15 protein-coding genes are annotated in these 15,903 nt (G+C 59.9%); 11 read left to right on the top strand and 4 right to left on the bottom strand.

Going from position 1 to position 15,903, the window contains the following annotated elements; genetic code table 11:
- Nucleotides 1–86 precede the first annotated feature (86 nt).
- The gene (locus tag AGR7B_RS08260; RefSeq protein WP_003495626.1) at nucleotides 87–239 is read right to left on the bottom strand and encodes a DUF3309 family protein; all 153 of its coding nucleotides are present in this window, start codon (nucleotides 237–239) and stop codon (nucleotides 87–89) included.
- A gap of 710 nt (nucleotides 240–949) precedes the next feature.
- Between AGR7B_RS08260 and AGR7B_RS08265 the strand changes: the two genes are divergently transcribed.
- Together AGR7B_RS08265 and AGR7B_RS08270 are read left to right on the top strand one after the other, a co-directional pair.
- The gene (locus AGR7B_RS08265) at nucleotides 950–1,255 is read left to right on the top strand and encodes a hypothetical protein (protein ID WP_080856443.1); all 306 of its coding nucleotides are present in this window, start codon (nucleotides 950–952) and stop codon (nucleotides 1,253–1,255) included.
- A gap of 94 nt (nucleotides 1,256–1,349) precedes the next feature.
- Entirely contained in the window at nucleotides 1,350–1,595 is a 246-nt protein-coding gene (locus AGR7B_RS08270) for a DUF982 domain-containing protein (protein WP_003523370.1), read from the top strand.
- A gap of 515 nt (nucleotides 1,596–2,110) precedes the next feature.
- Here AGR7B_RS08270 and wrbA read toward each other — a convergent pair.
- The gene (gene wrbA / locus AGR7B_RS08275) at nucleotides 2,111–2,710 is read right to left on the bottom strand and encodes an NAD(P)H:quinone oxidoreductase type IV (protein WP_080857032.1); all 600 of its coding nucleotides are present in this window, start codon (nucleotides 2,708–2,710) and stop codon (nucleotides 2,111–2,113) included.
- Between the two features lie 278 nt (nucleotides 2,711–2,988).
- Between wrbA and AGR7B_RS08280 the strand changes: the two genes are divergently transcribed.
- The 7 genes from AGR7B_RS08280 to AGR7B_RS08315 all read left to right on the top strand — a co-directional run bounded on the left by AGR7B_RS08280 (nucleotide 2,989) and on the right by AGR7B_RS08315 (nucleotide 10,664).
- Complete coding sequence (locus tag AGR7B_RS08280; RefSeq protein WP_065656010.1) at nucleotides 2,989–3,780, top strand: competence/damage-inducible protein A; 792 nt, start codon at nucleotides 2,989–2,991, stop codon at nucleotides 3,778–3,780.
- Between the two features lie 222 nt (nucleotides 3,781–4,002).
- Nucleotides 4,003–4,848, top strand: a complete 846-nt coding sequence (locus AGR7B_RS08285; protein ID WP_080856444.1) for a universal stress protein — start codon at nucleotides 4,003–4,005, stop codon at nucleotides 4,846–4,848.
- A 110-nt stretch (nucleotides 4,849–4,958) separates the two neighbouring features.
- Complete coding sequence (gene gpt / locus AGR7B_RS08290; protein WP_003523375.1) at nucleotides 4,959–5,456, top strand: xanthine phosphoribosyltransferase; 498 nt, start codon at nucleotides 4,959–4,961, stop codon at nucleotides 5,454–5,456.
- A gap of 553 nt (nucleotides 5,457–6,009) precedes the next feature.
- On the top strand, nucleotides 6,010–6,141 hold the full coding sequence (locus AGR7B_RS26440) for a hypothetical protein (protein WP_271045944.1): 132 nt from the start codon (nucleotides 6,010–6,012) through the stop codon (nucleotides 6,139–6,141).
- Nucleotides 6,131–9,949 carry a vitamin B12-dependent ribonucleotide reductase gene (locus tag AGR7B_RS08305; RefSeq protein ID WP_080856447.1) on the top strand — a complete coding sequence of 1,273 codons (3,819 nt, stop codon included), beginning with the start codon at nucleotides 6,131–6,133 and terminating at the stop codon, nucleotides 9,947–9,949. Before AGR7B_RS26440 ends, AGR7B_RS08305 begins: the two co-directional genes overlap by 11 nt.
- A 114-nt stretch (nucleotides 9,950–10,063) precedes the next feature.
- Nucleotides 10,064–10,342, top strand: coding sequence for a BrnT family toxin (locus AGR7B_RS08310; protein WP_020808953.1), 279 nt, complete (start codon nucleotides 10,064–10,066; stop codon nucleotides 10,340–10,342).
- Nucleotides 10,332–10,664 (top strand): helix-turn-helix domain-containing protein, encoded by a 333-nt coding sequence (locus tag AGR7B_RS08315; RefSeq protein WP_162934085.1) that lies wholly within the window; start codon nucleotides 10,332–10,334, stop codon nucleotides 10,662–10,664. The genes AGR7B_RS08310 and AGR7B_RS08315 overlap by 11 nt, the downstream gene beginning before the upstream one ends.
- A 6-nt stretch (nucleotides 10,665–10,670) precedes the next feature.
- Here the strand turns inward: AGR7B_RS08315 and AGR7B_RS08320 are convergent, their stop codons facing one another.
- Nucleotides 10,671–11,996, bottom strand: coding sequence for an Nramp family divalent metal transporter (locus tag AGR7B_RS08320; RefSeq protein WP_059760225.1), 1,326 nt, complete (start codon nucleotides 11,994–11,996; stop codon nucleotides 10,671–10,673).
- Nucleotides 11,997–12,368: 372 nt separating this feature from the next.
- Between AGR7B_RS08320 and AGR7B_RS08325 the strand changes: the two genes are divergently transcribed.
- The gene (locus AGR7B_RS08325; protein WP_059760227.1) at nucleotides 12,369–12,596 is read left to right on the top strand and encodes a hypothetical protein; all 228 of its coding nucleotides are present in this window, start codon (nucleotides 12,369–12,371) and stop codon (nucleotides 12,594–12,596) included.
- 24 nt (nucleotides 12,597–12,620) lie between these two features.
- On the opposite strand, the gene AGR7B_RS08330 is transcribed toward AGR7B_RS08325, so the two are convergent.
- Complete coding sequence (locus AGR7B_RS08330; protein WP_080856449.1) at nucleotides 12,621–14,354, bottom strand: ABC transporter ATP-binding protein; 1,734 nt, start codon at nucleotides 14,352–14,354, stop codon at nucleotides 12,621–12,623.
- Nucleotides 14,355–14,583: 229 nt separating this feature from the next.
- Between AGR7B_RS08330 and AGR7B_RS08335 the strand changes: the two genes are divergently transcribed.
- Nucleotides 14,584–15,822: an AI-2E family transporter gene (locus AGR7B_RS08335; RefSeq protein ID WP_080856450.1), complete on the top strand. Its 1,239-nt coding sequence runs from the start codon at nucleotides 14,584–14,586 to the stop codon at nucleotides 15,820–15,822.
- The last annotated feature ends 81 nt before the right edge of the window (nucleotides 15,823–15,903 follow it).

Consider the following 15,903-nt stretch of genomic DNA (forward strand, 5'->3'; position numbering starts at 1 on the left):
TCTGCCTAATATTTCAGAAGAAACAAAGCCCGCATCCGGCACGTTTGCGCCGTTGCGGGCAATGCTGCATTTCCTGTACCAGCCGGTCAGATCCGCCCAAGCAGAACGAGGATCAGGACGATGACCAGAACCAGTCCGAGACCGCCTGACGGGCCATAACCATAATTATGGTAACCCCAGCTTGGCAGTGCGCCGATCAGGAAAAGAATGAGCAGGATGACGAGGATGGTGCCGAGCATGTGTAACCCTCCACTATTGGCATGTGTCCTGCCTGTTTGAACGATAAAACGCGCAAAAAGTTCCCCTTCCTGTATAGCCGGCAGCATAACGGTGGACAGGCATCCTCTTCCGTTTCAACGGGTTACACTGGAAGTTCGGGAATGCGGCCTTGGCTGCTCCGTCTCGGGAAAGTAATTCCCTGGCTAATTATATCGCCGCAAAAAGCCCCTGAAGGCCCCCGGCAGGCCGGCCTTCACCGGGATCGACCAAAGCAGCGATTTATTCGAGGTAATTTCTCGGCCTATGTCTATCGGCAGTTGTCCGTCATATTAGCGCCAGTCCCCCGTACCCTGAAACTGGCGGGAGACGGAGAGATCTGGCATCACTGGCAGTGCGCCAGATCTCTCCCGCCCCTCCCCACGCTCCTCGAATTCTCCTTTGCAGGCACACGGATATTTTACCGACTGTGTTCTCGTTCCCCCTTGCCTTGCCGGTTTCACCCCGGCTAGACCCCGGACCGGGAGGGAGAAACGAGAATCATATGTCCGGTTTTGCGAACCTCATCCCGCTTTTCATCTTCGGCCTCCTCGTCTACTTTTTCTTTCGCTGGGTCGCGCGCGACATTCAGAATCCGAAGAGCAAATAGTAGGGGAAATCGTCTCCGGCCCCCTGCCCGCCGGGAACCGCCGCGCCTCGACATCGTTTTCACGGACGCACTTCGGAGGACAGGATGAAAACGCTCGTATCATCGGCCGCTATCGCGCTTACACTGGCGCTTGCCGGATGCACCACGGCCGGCCCGGCCGCCTATGTCGGCCCCGCGCCCTATGTCGAACCCATTCCCGGCAGTATTATCTACAGGGGCCAGCCGCGCACCAGGCTGACGAAATCGCCGATCGGCAGTACCTTCACCCATGAATTCCGCATCGACGCCAGCACGCGGGCGGTGGAAACCTACCGCATAGCGCCGGACCGCTCGCTGGAACTCATCGACCGCCGCATCATCCGCGAATGGTTGTTCGGGCGCGACGACTGACCGCACCGCAACGGCGCGAAACGGGCCGGGAACGGGATTGCGCATCCTGACCGCTTGGTTTAGAGCCGGGCGCAACAACCCTAATGGATAGGCGATGAATACGCGCTGGCAAAAACCCGTCCTGATCGCGTTCGAAACGCCGGGCGACTATACGAGCATTGACACCACGCAGGCGGCCTCCTGGGCGCTGATCGAGGATTGGCCAATCGAAGACGGCGATGCGCTGGACAAGGCGCTGCTGATCTGCGCCGCCGTCGATGCCGGCAGGAAGAAGCCCGAGGATGCGCGCAAGGCGTTCATCGCAGCCGCAATCGAAGCGGGCCTCGATATCAAGGCCTGACGGCGGAACACCTGCCGGCCGTGGACTAAAAAATGCCGCCTGCGGCGTCAGCTTTTTCAGGATAAGACGTGGGATGGATCGCAACAGATGGAAGCTTCCGGAAACATGAAAAAGGCCCTGTTCATTTTTCTCCTCTCCTGCCTGGCGATCGGCCTTCTCGGCCACCTCGTGGTGGCCTTCGTCGTCACCGGCTGAAGCGCCCAAATCCCCTTCGCCGGAAGACGGGGCGAGTGGACATTGGAATTTCCTGAATTTCATTCTTTCGTTATGGAACCGCGATAAACTCTGATCGTTCTCTTTTCACCCAACAGGAGGAGGATCGGAATGCGTGACGGATTGAACGGTTTTCTCGAAATCTCGATGCTCGGCTTCGTGGTCGCAAGCTGCCTTTTCATGGTCAACCTACCCATCTGAGCCACGGCAAAAATTCTTCTTCGACACGACCGGCGACGTGACGTTCCGGTATTAAAAAATGCGGCCTTGTGGGCCGCATTTTTTTTCAACAGATGATCCAATCAGGCGGAAAGCTTGGCGGCGAGTTTCGCCACATGCGCGCCCTGGAAACGAGCGGCTTCCAGTTCGATTTCGGAAGGCTGGCGCGAGCCGTCGCCATCGGTGATGGTGGAGGCGCCATAGGGAGAGCCGCCCTTGATTTCATCGACGCCCATCTGGCCCTGGAAAGCATAGGGAAGACCGACGACCGCCATGCCATGGTGCAGGAAGGTGGGGATGAAACCGAGGATGGTCGATTCCTGACCGCCATGCTGGGTGGCGGAAGAGGTGAAGGCTGAACCGACCTTGCCGACCAGCTTGCCGCTGAACCACAGGCCGCCGGTCTGGTCCCAGAAATTGCGCATCTGCGAGGCGACCGTGCCGAAACGCGTGCCGGCGCCGACGATGATGGCGTCGTAATCCGCCAGCTCGTCCACCGTCGCCACCGGAGCCGGCTGATCCAGCTTGAAATGGGAAGACTTTGCAACTTCTTCCGGAACGAGTTCGGGAACGCGCTTCACCACGGCTTCCGCGCCGGTGGACTTCACGCCCTCGGCAACGGCATAGGCCATTTTCTCGATATGGCCGTAAGAGGAGTAATAAAGTACCAGAACCTTCGTCATTCTCTTCGTTTCCTTTGCTGGAACTGTTTCCGGCGAACCGGCGACAACCTTCTTTAAAAACTCGATGATAATCGGCTTTGACCCGTAAAAAACGTATGACAAAAAGGTAGCGGACGGATCGGTCCGCCGCCAGCCGGGGATTGGCATACGCACTGTTCACGATGAGTGAACGCCCGGAGCCATCGTCAACCAATCCCCCTTTTGCGTTTCTTCAAAACCGCTTTGCATTCGCGCTGGCGCGGCGTTAACGTCGGGTGAAACAGATGACGAGTGCAACCATGTCCAATCCCTCCTCCGCCCAATCCGTCGTGACCGCCGCCATGCTTGCCATTGGCGACGAACTGCTTTCGGGCCGCACCAAGGACAAGAATATCGGCCACCTCGCGGATGTCCTCACCATGTCCGGCATCGACCTGAAGGAAGTGCGCATCGTCGCCGACGAGGAGGAAGCGATCGTGGAAGCGCTGAACGCGCTGCGCGGCCGCTATGACTATGTCTTCACGTCAGGCGGCATCGGCCCGACCCATGACGACATCACCGCGGATGCGGTCTCTGCGGCGTTCGGCCTGCCCTGCGAGCACGATGCCGAGGCGCTGCGCCTGCTGGGTGACATGTATCGCGTCCGCGAGATGGAATTCACCGAGGCGCGCAAGCGCATGGCGCGCATGCCGAGGGGGGCCGCTCACATCGCCAATCCCGTTTCCGTCGCCCCCGGCTTCGTCATCGGCAATGTTTATGTCATGGCCGGCGTGCCGCAGGTGTTTCAGGCCATGCTGGACAATGTCATGCCGACGCTGCGCACCGGCGCGAAGGTCATGTCGCAGGCGGTGCGGTCGCCCTATGGCGAAGGCGATATCGGCACGCCGCTGACAGCCATCCAGAAAGCCCATCCCGAAACCAGTATCGGCTCCTATCCCAAATATGACGGGCAGCGCTTTTCGACGGAGATCGTGGTGCGCGCCCGCGACGCCGGCGTCCTGAAGGCGGCAGCAGACGCGGTTGCCGCCATGATCGAGACTATCGGCCATGAAAAAACACTGGCAGCCAGCAAGGGCGATGCAACCGCCTAAGGCAGAAAAAGCTTGAGACAGAAAAGGCTTGAGACGGGAAGCTTTGACCAAAATCAAGGTGGCGGCCTGTGAAGGCGGCCACTCTCCCCCTGAGCATTTCCAGGAAAAGCGGAACAGCTTTTCCGTCCGGACAATGCATAAAACAGAGACTTGGATCGTTCTGGCGATTCGAAGAAAGACCAGAACGATCTGAAAACGACATGTCACCGAGGAGAGAGAGAAATGGGTTACAAGACGATATTGGCAGTGGTCGACAATGTTTCGAACACGCAGAAGCTCGGCGAATTCGTGGTAAGCCTTGCCGATCAGTTTTCCTCGCATGTGATCGGCCTGCATATGGAAACGCTGGCCGCCGTTCCCCTCGTCGCGCCGATGGAAATTCCCGACCCAGCCACCGTGCAGGCGCTGCAGGATGTGGCGCATAAGGAAACCACCGACGTCGGAACCATCTTCGAGCGTACGCTGGCCGCCAACGGCATCTCGCATGAATGGCGCAGCTTCGTCACATCGGTGGGTTACGCCTCCGCATCGGCCATCGACAGCGCCCGTTGCGCCGATCTCATCGTCGCTCGCCAGAGCAGCTCCTCTGCACTTTCCGACAGCCGATCTGATATTGACGGTTTCCTCTATGAAAGCGGCCGCCCCGTTCTCTTCGTGCCGCATGTGCTGACCGTTGCGAAACCGATCAAGCGCGTCCTGATCGCCTGGAACGGCTCGCGCGAGGCGACCCGCGCCACCTTCGACGCCCTGCCCTTCCTCAAGGCAGCCGATAGCGTCGAGATATTCTCCGTCGATCAGGCCGAGAGCGAAACGCAGTCTTCCGGGCTCGCTGGCGCGGAACTGGCCGCCACGCTTGCCCGCCACGGCGTCAACGTCACCGTGACCTCGCAGGAAAAGATCGCCGGTGTCTCGCCGCAGGCGGCCATCGAAAACCGGCTGTCCGATAACAGCATCGACCTTCTTGTCATGGGCGCTTACGGCCATTCCCGCTGGTGGGAACTGCTGTTTGGCGGTGTCACCCGCACCCTGCTCGATTCCATGACGGCGCTGACGCTGCTGTCGCGTTAAAACCGGTGGAAGTGGATTGAGCTACAAGACCGTGCGGAAAGCTTGCCTTTTTGCCGGTCTTGCGGCTATTAGCCAAAGCCATCGACAATTTTGACCAGATGGTAGACGACATGTCCCTTCCCGATAAAGCCTTTCCCGTCTCCTGGGACCAGTTCCACCGCGATGCCCGTGCACTTGCCTGGCGTCTTGCCGGCCTTGAGCGGGAGTTCCGCGCGATCGTCTGTATCACCCGCGGCGGCCTCGTGCCGGCGGCGATCATTTCCCGCGAACTGAATATCCGCCTGATCGACACGGTCTGCATCGCCACCCGCCATGATTACGTCAATCAGGGCGAAACGGTTCTGCTGAAGGGTGTCGCCCCGGAACTTTCGGCGGATGGCGGCGAAGGCGTGCTGGTGCTGGACGACCTGACCGACACCGGCAAGACGGCGCTCGAAGTGCGCGAAATGCTGCCCAAGGCGCATTTCGCCTGTGTTTACGCCAAGCCGAAGGGCGTGCCGACCATCGACACCTTCGTTACCGAAGTCAGCCAGGACACCTGGATTTATTTCCCCTGGGACATGGGCTTCACCTATCAGGAGCCGATTGCCAAGGGATCGCGCGGCTGACCAGCCCCGCAGAGAAAAATCACGCTTTGAAACCGCCCCATCGGGGCGGTTTTTTTGTCGGGAAACGCCTTTCTGACGACAGCTAAAAAACACGGAAAAACCGCAGTGTCGCCTTTATGCCTCACCCCGGAAATGCGGGGTTTTGCCTTTCCGTTGCGGAAACCAGCCTCGCGCAAGCTTCAAACTTTGCCGCCAAGTCACTGATTTTTCTAAGAGCTTTTCCTATCCCCGTTTTCCACAGGCACTCCACACAATATCTTGTAGTTAAAAATGGGTTTCAATCTATGGCTTGACGAATCTGTGCCGCGAGAGGAAAGTGACAATTATGTTGCGGCGGCAACGGACCGGAAAGTAACGAGGCCGGTTCCTCTCCATCTTCAGCGCGCATGTCCAAAGCGGCGTCCCGGCCATGAGGGGGCGGTTCGCCGCGGGCTTTTGCGCGCCTTTTCGGAACCGCCAAAACATGACGCGGGGACTGGCGGCAGGAAGCTGTTGATACTATATTTAGTATTCCATGACATGCTTGCAGCCGAATAAGCCACGAGATACAGGGATGACATCCAAGGATGAACATCCCTTTCAGATCGGCAACACCCGGCTGCGCGAAGGCATCGCACGGCTGGACCGGATTTTTGCGCCCTGCACCGGGCGCCCAATGGACGAGGACAGAAACCATGCGCATTGAACGCCGCTTCACGAAGCCCGGCCAATCGCCTTATGCGGAGATCGACTTCCGCAAGGCCGTCAGTGAAATCAAGAACCCGGATGGATCGATCGTGTTCCGTCTGGCGGATATCGACGTTCCCGCGCAGTTCAGCCAGGTTGCCACCGACGTTCTGGCGCAGAAATATTTCCGCAAGGCTGGCGTGCCGAAGTTCCTGAAGAAGGTTGAGGAAAACGACGTTCCTTCCTTCCTGTGGCGCTCCGTGCCCGATGAAAAGGCGCTGAAGGATGTGCCGGAAGCCGAACGTTTCGGTTCCGAAACCGATGCGCGTCAGGTTTTCGACCGTCTGGCCGGCACCTGGGCCTATTGGGGCTGGAAGGGCAAATATTTCTCGTCCGAAGAAGATGCACTGGCCTTCCGCGATGAGCTTGCATACATGCTCGCCACCCAGCGCGTTGCGCCGAATTCTCCGCAATGGTTCAACACCGGCCTGCACTGGGCTTATGGCATCGATGGCCCCGGCCAGGGCCACTTCTATGTCGACCCCTTCACCGGCAAGCTGACCAAGTCCAAGTCGGCTTACGAACATCCGCAGCCGCATGCCTGCTTCATCCAGTCCGTGGAAGACGACCTCGTTAATGAAGGCGGCATCATGGACCTGTGGGTGCGTGAAGCGCGCCTGTTCAAATACGGTTCCGGCACCGGCTCCAACTTCTCCTATCTGCGCGGCGAAGGCGAAAAGCTTTCCGGCGGTGGCCGCTCCTCCGGCCTGATGAGCTTCCTCAAGATCGGCGACCGCGCAGCCGGCGCCATCAAGTCCGGCGGCACGACCCGTCGTGCGGCGAAGATGGTCGTTGTCGATGCCGATCACCCCGATATCGAAGCCTATATTGACTGGAAGGTGAACGAGGAGCAGAAGGTTGCCGCGCTCGTCACCGGCTCCAAGATCGTCGCCAAGCACCTGAAGGCAATCATGAAAGCTTGCGTCAATTGCGAGGCTGACAATGGCGATTGCTTCGACCCGGCCAAGAACCCGGCCCTGAAGCGCGAAATCCGCGCTGCCAAGAAGGACATGGTGCCGGAAAACTACGTCAAGCGCGTCATCCAGTTCGCCGAACAGGGTTACAAGGACATCCAGTTCAAGACCTACGATACGGATTGGGATTCGGAAGCCTACCTCACGGTATCCGGCCAGAACTCCAACAACTCCGTCTCGCTGAAGGACGACTTCCTGCGCGCTGTCGAAAATGACGGTGACTGGAACCTCACCGCCCGCAAGGACGGCAAGGTCATGAAGACGCTGAAGGCCCGCGACCTCTGGGAAAAGATTTCCCACGCCGCCTGGGCGTCTGCCGATCCGGGTCTGCACTTCAACACCACCATGAACGACTGGCACACTTCGCCAGCCGCCGGCCCGATCCGCGCCTCCAACCCGTGCTCGGAATATATGTTCCTCGACGACACGGCCTGCAACCTCGCCTCGCTGAACCTTCTGCAGTTCAAGGATCAGGCGACGAAGCGCATCGATATCGCCGATTACGAACATGCCGTTCGCCTATGGACCGTCGTGCTCGAAGTGTCCGTCATGATGGCGCAGTTCCCGTCGCGCCAGATCGCCGAACTCTCCTATGAGTACCGCACGCTGGGCCTCGGTTACGCCAATATCGGCGGCCTCCTGATGTCCTCGGGCATTCCCTATGACAGCGCCGAAGGCCGCGCCATTGCAGGTAGCCTCACCGCCATCATGACCGGCGTGTCCTATGCAACCTCGGCTGAAATGGCCGGCGAGCTTGGCCCCTTCCCGGGCTTTGCGCCGAACCGCGAAAACATGCTGCGCGTCATCCGCAACCACCGTCGCGCCGCCCTTGGCCAGTCGGAAGGTTATGAAGGCCTGTCGGTCAACCCGGTCGCACTCATCCATGGTGATTGCCCGGATCAGGACCTGATCGCCCATGCCGTCGCCGCCTGGGACAAGGCGCTGACGCTCGGCGAACAGCACGGCTACCGCAACGCCCAGACGACGGTTATCGCGCCGACCGGCACGATCGGCCTCGTGATGGATTGCGACACGACCGGCATCGAGCCCGACTTCGCGCTGGTGAAGTTCAAGAAGCTCGCCGGCGGCGGTTACTTCAAGATCATCAACCGCGCCGTTCCGGATGCGCTGCGTTCGCTTGGGTATTCCGAAAGCCAGATCGCCGAGATCGAAGCCTACGCCGTCGGCCATGGCAATCTCAACCAGGCGCCCGGCATCAATCCTTCCACGCTGAAGGCCAAGGGCTTCACCGATGAGAAGATCGAGGCCGTCAATGGCGCGCTGAAGAGCGCCTTCGACATCAAGTTCGTCTTCAACCAGTGGACGCTCGGCGCCGACTTCCTCAAGGAAACGCTGAAAGTTTCCGACGAGCAGCTCTCCGACATGAGCTTCAACCTGCTCGAGCACCTCGGCTTCGGCAAGAAGGACATCGAAGCGGCAAACGTTCACGTCTGCGGCGCGATGACGCTGGAAGGCGCACCGTTCCTGAAGGCCGAGCATCTGCCGGTCTTCGATTGCGCCAACCCCTGCGGCAAGATCGGCAAGCGTTATCTCTCGGTCGAATCGCATATCCGCATGATGGCGGCAGCACAGCCCTTCATCTCGGGTGCGATCTCCAAGACGATCAACATGCCGAACGATGCGACGGTTGAGGATTGCGGTGCAGCCTACATGCTGTCCTGGAAGCTGGCGCTGAAGGCAAACGCCCTTTACCGCGATGGTTCCAAGCTTTCCCAGCCGCTCAATGCGTCGCTGGTGGAAGACGAGGACGAAGAAGACCTGATCGAAGAGCTGATCCAGCAGCCGGCCGCACAGCAGGCCGTGACGATCACCGAAAAGATCGTCGAACGCGTCATCGAGCGTGTCTCGCGTGAGCGTGAAAAGCTGCCGAACCGCCGTCAGGGTTACACCCAGAAGGCGACCGTTGGCGGTCACAAGGTCTATCTGCGCACCGGTGAATTCGGCGATGGCCGCATCGGCGAAATCTTCATCGACATGCACAAGGAAGGTGCGGCCTTCCGCGCGATGATGAACAACTTCGCCATCGCCATTTCGCTTGGCCTGCAATATGGCGTGCCGCTGGAAGAATATGTGGAGGCCTTCACCTTCACCAAGTTCGAACCGGCCGGCATGGTGCAGGGCAACGACGCGATCAAGAACGCCACGTCGATCCTCGACTATGTGTTCCGTGAACTCGCCGTCTCCTATCTCGGCCGCCACGATCTCGCCCATGTCGATACGTCGGATTTCTCCAACACGGCGCTCGGCAAGGGTATCCAGGAAGGCAAGACCAACCTCGTTTCCACCGGCTGGACCCGCGGTTACAAGCCGACGCTGGTTTCCAGCAATGGCGGCGAACGGTCTTCTTCCGAGCCCAAGGGTTCGGCAACGGCAGCACCTGCCCGCGCTTCGGCCAACGTCACCTCCTTCGCCGGCTCCGCCGCCCGCAAGCTGGAACCGACCGTCTCCATCGCAACCTCCGAAATCGTCTCCTTCAAGCGGGACTATGAAGAGCGCGCCAGGGAACTGGCCGAAGAAATCGCCGAGGAAGTGATCGACGACGTCGTCCAGGAAGCCCAGCAGACGGCAACCGCCCTCTTCTCCGACAAGGCCGCCGCGGACGCCGCTTCGGCCAAGACGGAAGCCAAGAAGGTTGAAAACGAACGCCGCATGCGCTCGATTGCTCAAGGGTATACGGGCAACATGTGCTCGGAATGCCAGAACTTCACGATGGTGCGGAACGGCACTTGCGAGAAGTGCGATACGTGCGGTGCGACGAGCGGTTGCAGCTGAGCATTAGCTTAGGCACCAAAGAATGATTAGTCTTGAGGGCTCTTTCAGATATGAAAGAGCCCTTATTGTTTTGATGTTTTATTTATTGCAACTACTGGAAGCCCGTAGTTCAGAATGTTATATTTCGAATGGAATGCGCATAAGGCGTCAGCCAATCTCGCCAAACATGGCGTCAGTTTTGAAACCGCCCGCAGGGTTTTTGACGATCCGTTTGCCGTGGATATCGAGGATCGTTCAGCGAACTACGGTGAAGTCCGACGACGTATAGTGGGTTTGGGCAACGGATTGGTTCTGACCGTGATCTATACCGAACGAAGCGAAGTGATCCGCATCATCTCCGCACGAAAGGCGACACGCGCAGAGCGCAAGGAATATGACGACAATGGCTGGTAAAACCGATCAAACCGACTGGGTCCGTCTTCACACCATGAGTGACGAGGAAGCGCAGGCCAATGCGCTGGCCGACCCTGATAATCTACCGCTTTCCGCCGAACAGCTCGCCGCAGCTCCCAGAATGCCCCGCATCAAGATCATCCGCCGGGCGCTGAAGCTGACGCAGGAAGAGTTTTCCGTGCGTTATCATATTCCGCTCGGCACCCTGCGCGATTGGGAACAGGGTCGCAGCGAGCCGGATCAACCGGCCCGCGCTTATCTAAAGGTTATCGCCGTCGATCCGGAGGGAACGGCCGCCGCCCTTCGTAAAGGCGCGGCCTGACCGACCTCACCCCATAAAATCCACCAGCAACTTCACATTCAGCCCCGCAATCACCACCGCGATCAGCCACGCAAAGGCTGAGAGCCAGAGCGGTGAGCGCAGCTCGCCCATCTTGGCCTTATCGGCGGTGAACATGACGAGTGGGAAGACGGCGAAGGAGAGTTGCAGGCTGAGCACCACCTGCGTCAGGATCAGCAGTTCCGCCGTGCCGCTATCGCCATAGAAGATGGTGACGCCGGCGGCTGGGACGATGGCGATGGCGCGGGTGATGAGGCGGCGCAGCCAGGGGGCGAGCCGCATCTTGAGGAAACCTTCCATCACGATCTGACCGGCAAGCGTTGCCGTGACGGTGGAGTTGATGCCGCAGCATAAAAGCGCCACGCCGAACAGCGTCGGCGCAATGGCAAGGCCGAGCAGCGGTGCCAGCAGATTATGGGCTTCGCCGAGTTCGGCAACGGTCGTCTGCCCCGCCTTGTTGAAGGTCGCCGCCGCCAGAATGAGGATCGAGGCGTTGATGAGGAGCGCGAACATCAGCGCGATGGTGGAATCGAGCGTCGCGAATTTCAGCGCCTCGCGTTTTTCGGCAATCGTCTCGCCGATTTCGCGGGTCTGCACGATGCCCGAATGCAGATAGAGATTATGCGGCATGACGGTGGCGCCGAGAATGCCGAGCGCCAGATACAGCATGTCCGGATTGGTGACGATCTCCGTCGTCGGCGCGAAACCGAGGATCACCTGCCCCCAGTCAGGGTCGGCGAGCGCCACCTGAATGGCGAAACACACGGCGATGACGCCAAGCAGCGTGATGACCAGCGCCTCCACCCAGCGGAAGCCGAGCTTTTGCAGATAAAGGATCAGGAATACATCGAGCGCGGTGATGAGGACGCCGAGTTCCAGCGGAATGCCGAAAATGAGGTTGAGGCCGATGGCCGTGCCGATCACCTCGGCGATATCGGTGGCGATGATGGCGATTTCGGCGAGCAGCCACAGCACCATCGCCACCGGCTTCGGATAGGCATCGCGACAAGCCTGGGCGAGATCGCGGCCGGAGGCGATCGCAAGACGGGCGCAGAGCGATTGCAGCACGATCGCCATGATGTTGGAAACCAGCGCGACGGTGAGCAGCGTGTAGCCGAATCTGGAGCCGCCGGCGAGCGACGTCGCCCAGTTTCCGGGATCCATGTAACCGACCGCAACGAGATAGCCGGGGCCGAAAAAGGCCATCGCCCGGCGAAACGTGCCGGCATTCGGTTTGACGCGGATCGAGCTGTGAACGTCGGACAACGAGAGATCGTCGCCGTTCCGTCGCCATCCAAAGACTGGCTTATCCATTTTCTGCGCTTTCAAATGGGAGATTGAATTGGTGCAATTGCAAATCATTCGCATAAGCAGCAGCGACTGGCAAGGGGAGTTTTACGGCCGGATATCAGGGTACGATGACGCAGCCGCGCGTCCGGTTCGGGCACGAACCGGCAGACGATCACGCGCTTATGGCTGGCCCTCCTCTCCCTCCCGCCGTGCGCCGGTTGGATTACGTCTAAAGCCGGGAGATGGAGGTCGGGGAAAAAGGGCGGCGGCGAATGCGGAGACGCTGTCATCTCGAGGGCCTCACGGCCTTGTCATCGCTCTGCCCCCTTGATTTCGGAACGGCCGCACACCCGCCTGCGTTGATCTTTCAGGAAGCAACCTATTGCGGGAAAGCTCATGCGACAGGGCCACAAATTCAGCCTGGTGAACCATCCGAGCCGATGGCCGAAATATATCATGGCGCACAGAAAGCCGCGCGACTGGCTGATGACGATCAGCGGCATCGTGCTGCTGTTCATCGTCGCCGCCGCGGTCGCCATGGGTTATCTCGTCACCAGCCATCCCGGCAAGCCGGAGCCCAACCCCGGCATCGTGGAGGAACAGGCAGCGGAAAACAGCGGATAGATTGCGGCCCCAACGCGCCGCTTATCAACTAAGGCCCGCAAGGTGCCCGCTGAACTGCGCCTCGTGCAGCCGGCTGTAGTGGCCCTTGGCGGCCAGCAACTCGGCATGGGCGCCGGTTTCGGCAATGCCAGATTGGTCCACCACCACGATGCGCGAGGCATCGCGGATCGTCGCCAGCCGGTGAGCGATGACGAGTGTGGTGCGGCCTTTGGCAAGCTCCGTCAGCGATTGCTGGATGGCGCGTTCGGTTTCGGTGTCGAGCGCCGAGGTCGCCTCATCGAGAATGAGGATCGGCGGGTTCTTGAGGAACATGCGGGCAATGGCGAGACGCTGTTTCTGGCCGCCGGAAAGCTTGACGCCGCGCTCACCGATGACGGTGTGGAGCCCAAGCGGCATGGCCTCTATGACACCATCGAGACGGGCGCGCCGCGCCGCCTCCATGATATCCGCATCCGAAGCGCCGAGCCTGCCATATTCGATATTCTCGCGGATCGTGCCGCCGAACAGGAAGACATCCTGCTGCACGATGCCGATCTGGTTGCGTAGCGAAGCAAGCTTCATCTTGCGGATATCGATGCCGTCAATGGTGATCGCGCCGCTGGTGACATCGTAAAAACGCGGCAAAAGCGAGCAGAGCGTCGTCTTGCCCGCCCCCGAAGGGCCGACAAAGGCCACCGTCTCGCCTGCGCTGATCTTCAGGTCGATATTGGTAAGAACCGTCTTGCCCTCGGCATAACCGAAACCGACATGGCGATATTCGATATTGCCGCGCAGCAGCGGCGCTTCCACCGCATCCGGCGCATCGACGATATCGGGTGCGGTGTCCAGAAGCTCGGTGAAGCGGCGGAAACCGGCAATGCCCTTCGGATAGGTCTCGATGACCGAATTGATCTTTTCCACCGGCCGGAAAAACACGCCCACCAGCAGCAGGAAGCCGACGAAGCCACCTTCTGTCAGGTCGCCATTCAGCACGAACCAGGCACCGCAGATCATCACGATCATCTGCGTCAGGCGCATGCTCATATAGCTGAGCGAGGTGCTGGCCGCCATGATCTTGTAGGCATCGAGCTTGGTGCGACGGTATTTCTGATTGTCCTTCTCGAACAGCGCCCGCTCGTGATCCTCATTGGCGAAGGCCTGCACGACCCGCATCCCGCCGACATTTTCCTCGATACGGGCGTTGAAATCCCCGACCCGTCCGTAAAGCGCGCGAAAATTCTGCGTCATGCGGCCGCCATAACGGCTGGTCACCCAGGCGGTGACGGGCACGACGGCAGCGGTGATGAGCGCCAGCGGCACATTGACCGACAGCATCAAAAGGAACGCGCCGATGAAGGTCATGATGGCGATGAACAGGTCTTCGGGGCCGTGGTGGGCCACCTCGCCGATCTCTTCCAGATCCTTGGTCAGCCGCCCGACCAGATGGCCGGTCTTCTGGTTGTCGAAATACCGGAAGGAGAGCTTTTGCAGATGGTCGAAGGCCAGACGCCGCATGTCGGTCTCGATATTGATGCCGAGCATGTGTCCCCAATAGGTGACGGTCGCCATCAGCCCGGTATTCAGCACATAGATAAGCAGCAGCCCCACGGAGGCGGCAAGGATGATGGCCCATTCACCGCCCGGCAGCAGCACATCCACAAAGGCCTTCACCGCCATCGGAAAACCGAGTTCGAGCACGCCCGACAACACCGCGCAGGAAAAATCGAGAATGAACAGACCGCGATAGGGGCGATAATGAGCGAAGAAACGGCGGAGCATGGCATGACCTGGAGATCGGGCGCGGCAACCTTACGCCGCAAGAAAAACGGAGTTCAATTGTCATATTTCAATGCGCGCGCCAAGACCGATGTTCTATTTTTACCAAAATCGTTCAATAGGTTCAGCAATAAACACACAACGGTAATGTGATCCGATTATATTGCACTTATATGTATCGGTGTGACAGAGTGAATGCACCCTTCGGGGAGAATGCGAGAAAGAGCCTGCCGTGAATAACATTGACAGCCGTAAGCCCAGTGGCGAACCGAGATGGCTTGGTCCCGCCAGCCCGACGCGGATCGCCCTGATCCCGCCCATCTCGGCTGCGCGCTGGCTTCTCGTTCTCGTCGCCCTTGCCGGCATTTATTTCTTCCACGGCTTTCTCGTCCCCGTTCTCGCCGCTCTCGTCATCGGTTTTGCCAGCTGGCCGGTTTATACCCGGCTTTTGCGGCAGGTGGGCGGCAACACCACGCTCGGCGCCACCATCGCCATCATCCTCATCCTCGCCTTCCTCGTGGTGCCGATCTTCATCGCCGCCTCCTATACGGCAAGCGAAATTCGCGAATGGTTCGGCTGGGCGGTGCATGTCAACAAGACGGGCGCCCCCGTGCCGGACTGGATCGCGGCGCTGCCCGCCGTCGGCCCCTGGCTCGGCGAACAATGGGTGAAATATATCGGCACGCCGGGCGCCATCGGCGAACTCATCCAGCTCGTCAGCGGTGCCAATATCGGCAATATCTACCGGGCGATCCTCGCCGCCGGCAACGGCGCGTTCCACCTTGTGCTGACCCTGCTGTTCATGCTGATCGCGCTGTTCTTCGTCTACCGCAACGGCGCGGGCTTCACCCGGCAGGTCGATCTGGTCGGCGAACGCATCCTGCCGACGCGGTGGGAACGCATTTCCCGCGTCGTGCCCGCCACCATCAGCTCCACGGTCACAGGCATGACGCTGATCGCCATCGGCGAAGGCATCATCCTCGGCATCGCCTACTGGATCGCCGGTGTGCCCTCGCCCGTCACGCTCGGCGTGCTCACCGGCGTCATGGCGCTCATTCCGGGCGGCGCGCCGCTTTCCTTTACGCTGGTGTCAATCTATCTGGTCGCCAGCGGCTCGCCCGCCCACGGGCTGGCGCTGTTCGTCTGGGGTTCGGTAGAACTCTTCATCGTCGACAAGACCATCCGTCCGAAACTCGTCGGCGGGCCGATCAAGTTACCCTTCCTGCCCACCTTTTTCGGCCTCGTCGGCGGCGTCAAGACCATGGGCTTCCTCGGCCTCTTCATCGGCCCGGTGCTGATGGCGCTCCTGGTCGCGATCTGGCGCGAATGGGTGCGTGAGGTGGAAATCTCCGCCGCCGCCAGCGCCGAGGCTCCGCCCCCGCCGCCCACGCAGGAAAACGCCGTTGATCAGGTTGCCGCGCTCGAAGACAATAGCGAGGAAACGACGGCGTTTCGGAAAGCGGCATTTTGATTTGTGAAGCCTGCGGGCAGACGCCTCGACGCTGATGCCTATAGATAGCCGTTAAACCGCGTCCGTCATGCTCGGGCCTGT

Source organism: Agrobacterium deltaense RV3, assembly GCF_900013505.1.
GTDB classification, from domain to species: Bacteria; Pseudomonadota; Alphaproteobacteria; order Rhizobiales; family Rhizobiaceae; genus Agrobacterium; species Agrobacterium leguminum.

Bases quoted from the DNA above. Each gene is read 5' to 3' on its own strand.
- AGR7B_RS08260 (WP_003495626.1), bottom strand. From the start codon at position 239: ATGCTCGGCACCATCCTCGTCATCCTGCTCATTCTTTTCCTGATCGGC.
- AGR7B_RS08265 (WP_080856443.1), top strand. From the start codon at position 950: ATGAAAACGCTCGTATCATCGGCCGCTATCGCGCTTACACTGGCGCTT.
- AGR7B_RS08270 (WP_003523370.1), top strand. From the start codon at position 1,350: ATGAATACGCGCTGGCAAAAACCCGTCCTGATCGCGTTCGAAACGCCG.
- wrbA (WP_080857032.1), bottom strand. From the start codon at position 2,710: ATGACGAAGGTTCTGGTACTTTATTACTCCTCTTACGGCCATATCGAG.
- AGR7B_RS08280 (WP_065656010.1), top strand. From the start codon at position 2,989: ATGTCCAATCCCTCCTCCGCCCAATCCGTCGTGACCGCCGCCATGCTT.
- AGR7B_RS08285 (WP_080856444.1), top strand. From the start codon at position 4,003: ATGGGTTACAAGACGATATTGGCAGTGGTCGACAATGTTTCGAACACG.
- gpt (WP_003523375.1), top strand. From the start codon at position 4,959: ATGTCCCTTCCCGATAAAGCCTTTCCCGTCTCCTGGGACCAGTTCCAC.
- AGR7B_RS26440 (WP_271045944.1), top strand. From the start codon at position 6,010: ATGACATCCAAGGATGAACATCCCTTTCAGATCGGCAACACCCGGCTG.
- AGR7B_RS08305 (WP_080856447.1), top strand. From the start codon at position 6,131: ATGCGCATTGAACGCCGCTTCACGAAGCCCGGCCAATCGCCTTATGCG.
- AGR7B_RS08310 (WP_020808953.1), top strand. From the start codon at position 10,064: ATGTTATATTTCGAATGGAATGCGCATAAGGCGTCAGCCAATCTCGCC.
- AGR7B_RS08315 (WP_162934085.1), top strand. From the start codon at position 10,332: ATGGCTGGTAAAACCGATCAAACCGACTGGGTCCGTCTTCACACCATG.
- AGR7B_RS08320 (WP_059760225.1), bottom strand. From the start codon at position 11,996: ATGGATAAGCCAGTCTTTGGATGGCGACGGAACGGCGACGATCTCTCG.
- AGR7B_RS08325 (WP_059760227.1), top strand. From the start codon at position 12,369: ATGCGACAGGGCCACAAATTCAGCCTGGTGAACCATCCGAGCCGATGG.
- AGR7B_RS08330 (WP_080856449.1), bottom strand. From the start codon at position 14,354: ATGCTCCGCCGTTTCTTCGCTCATTATCGCCCCTATCGCGGTCTGTTC.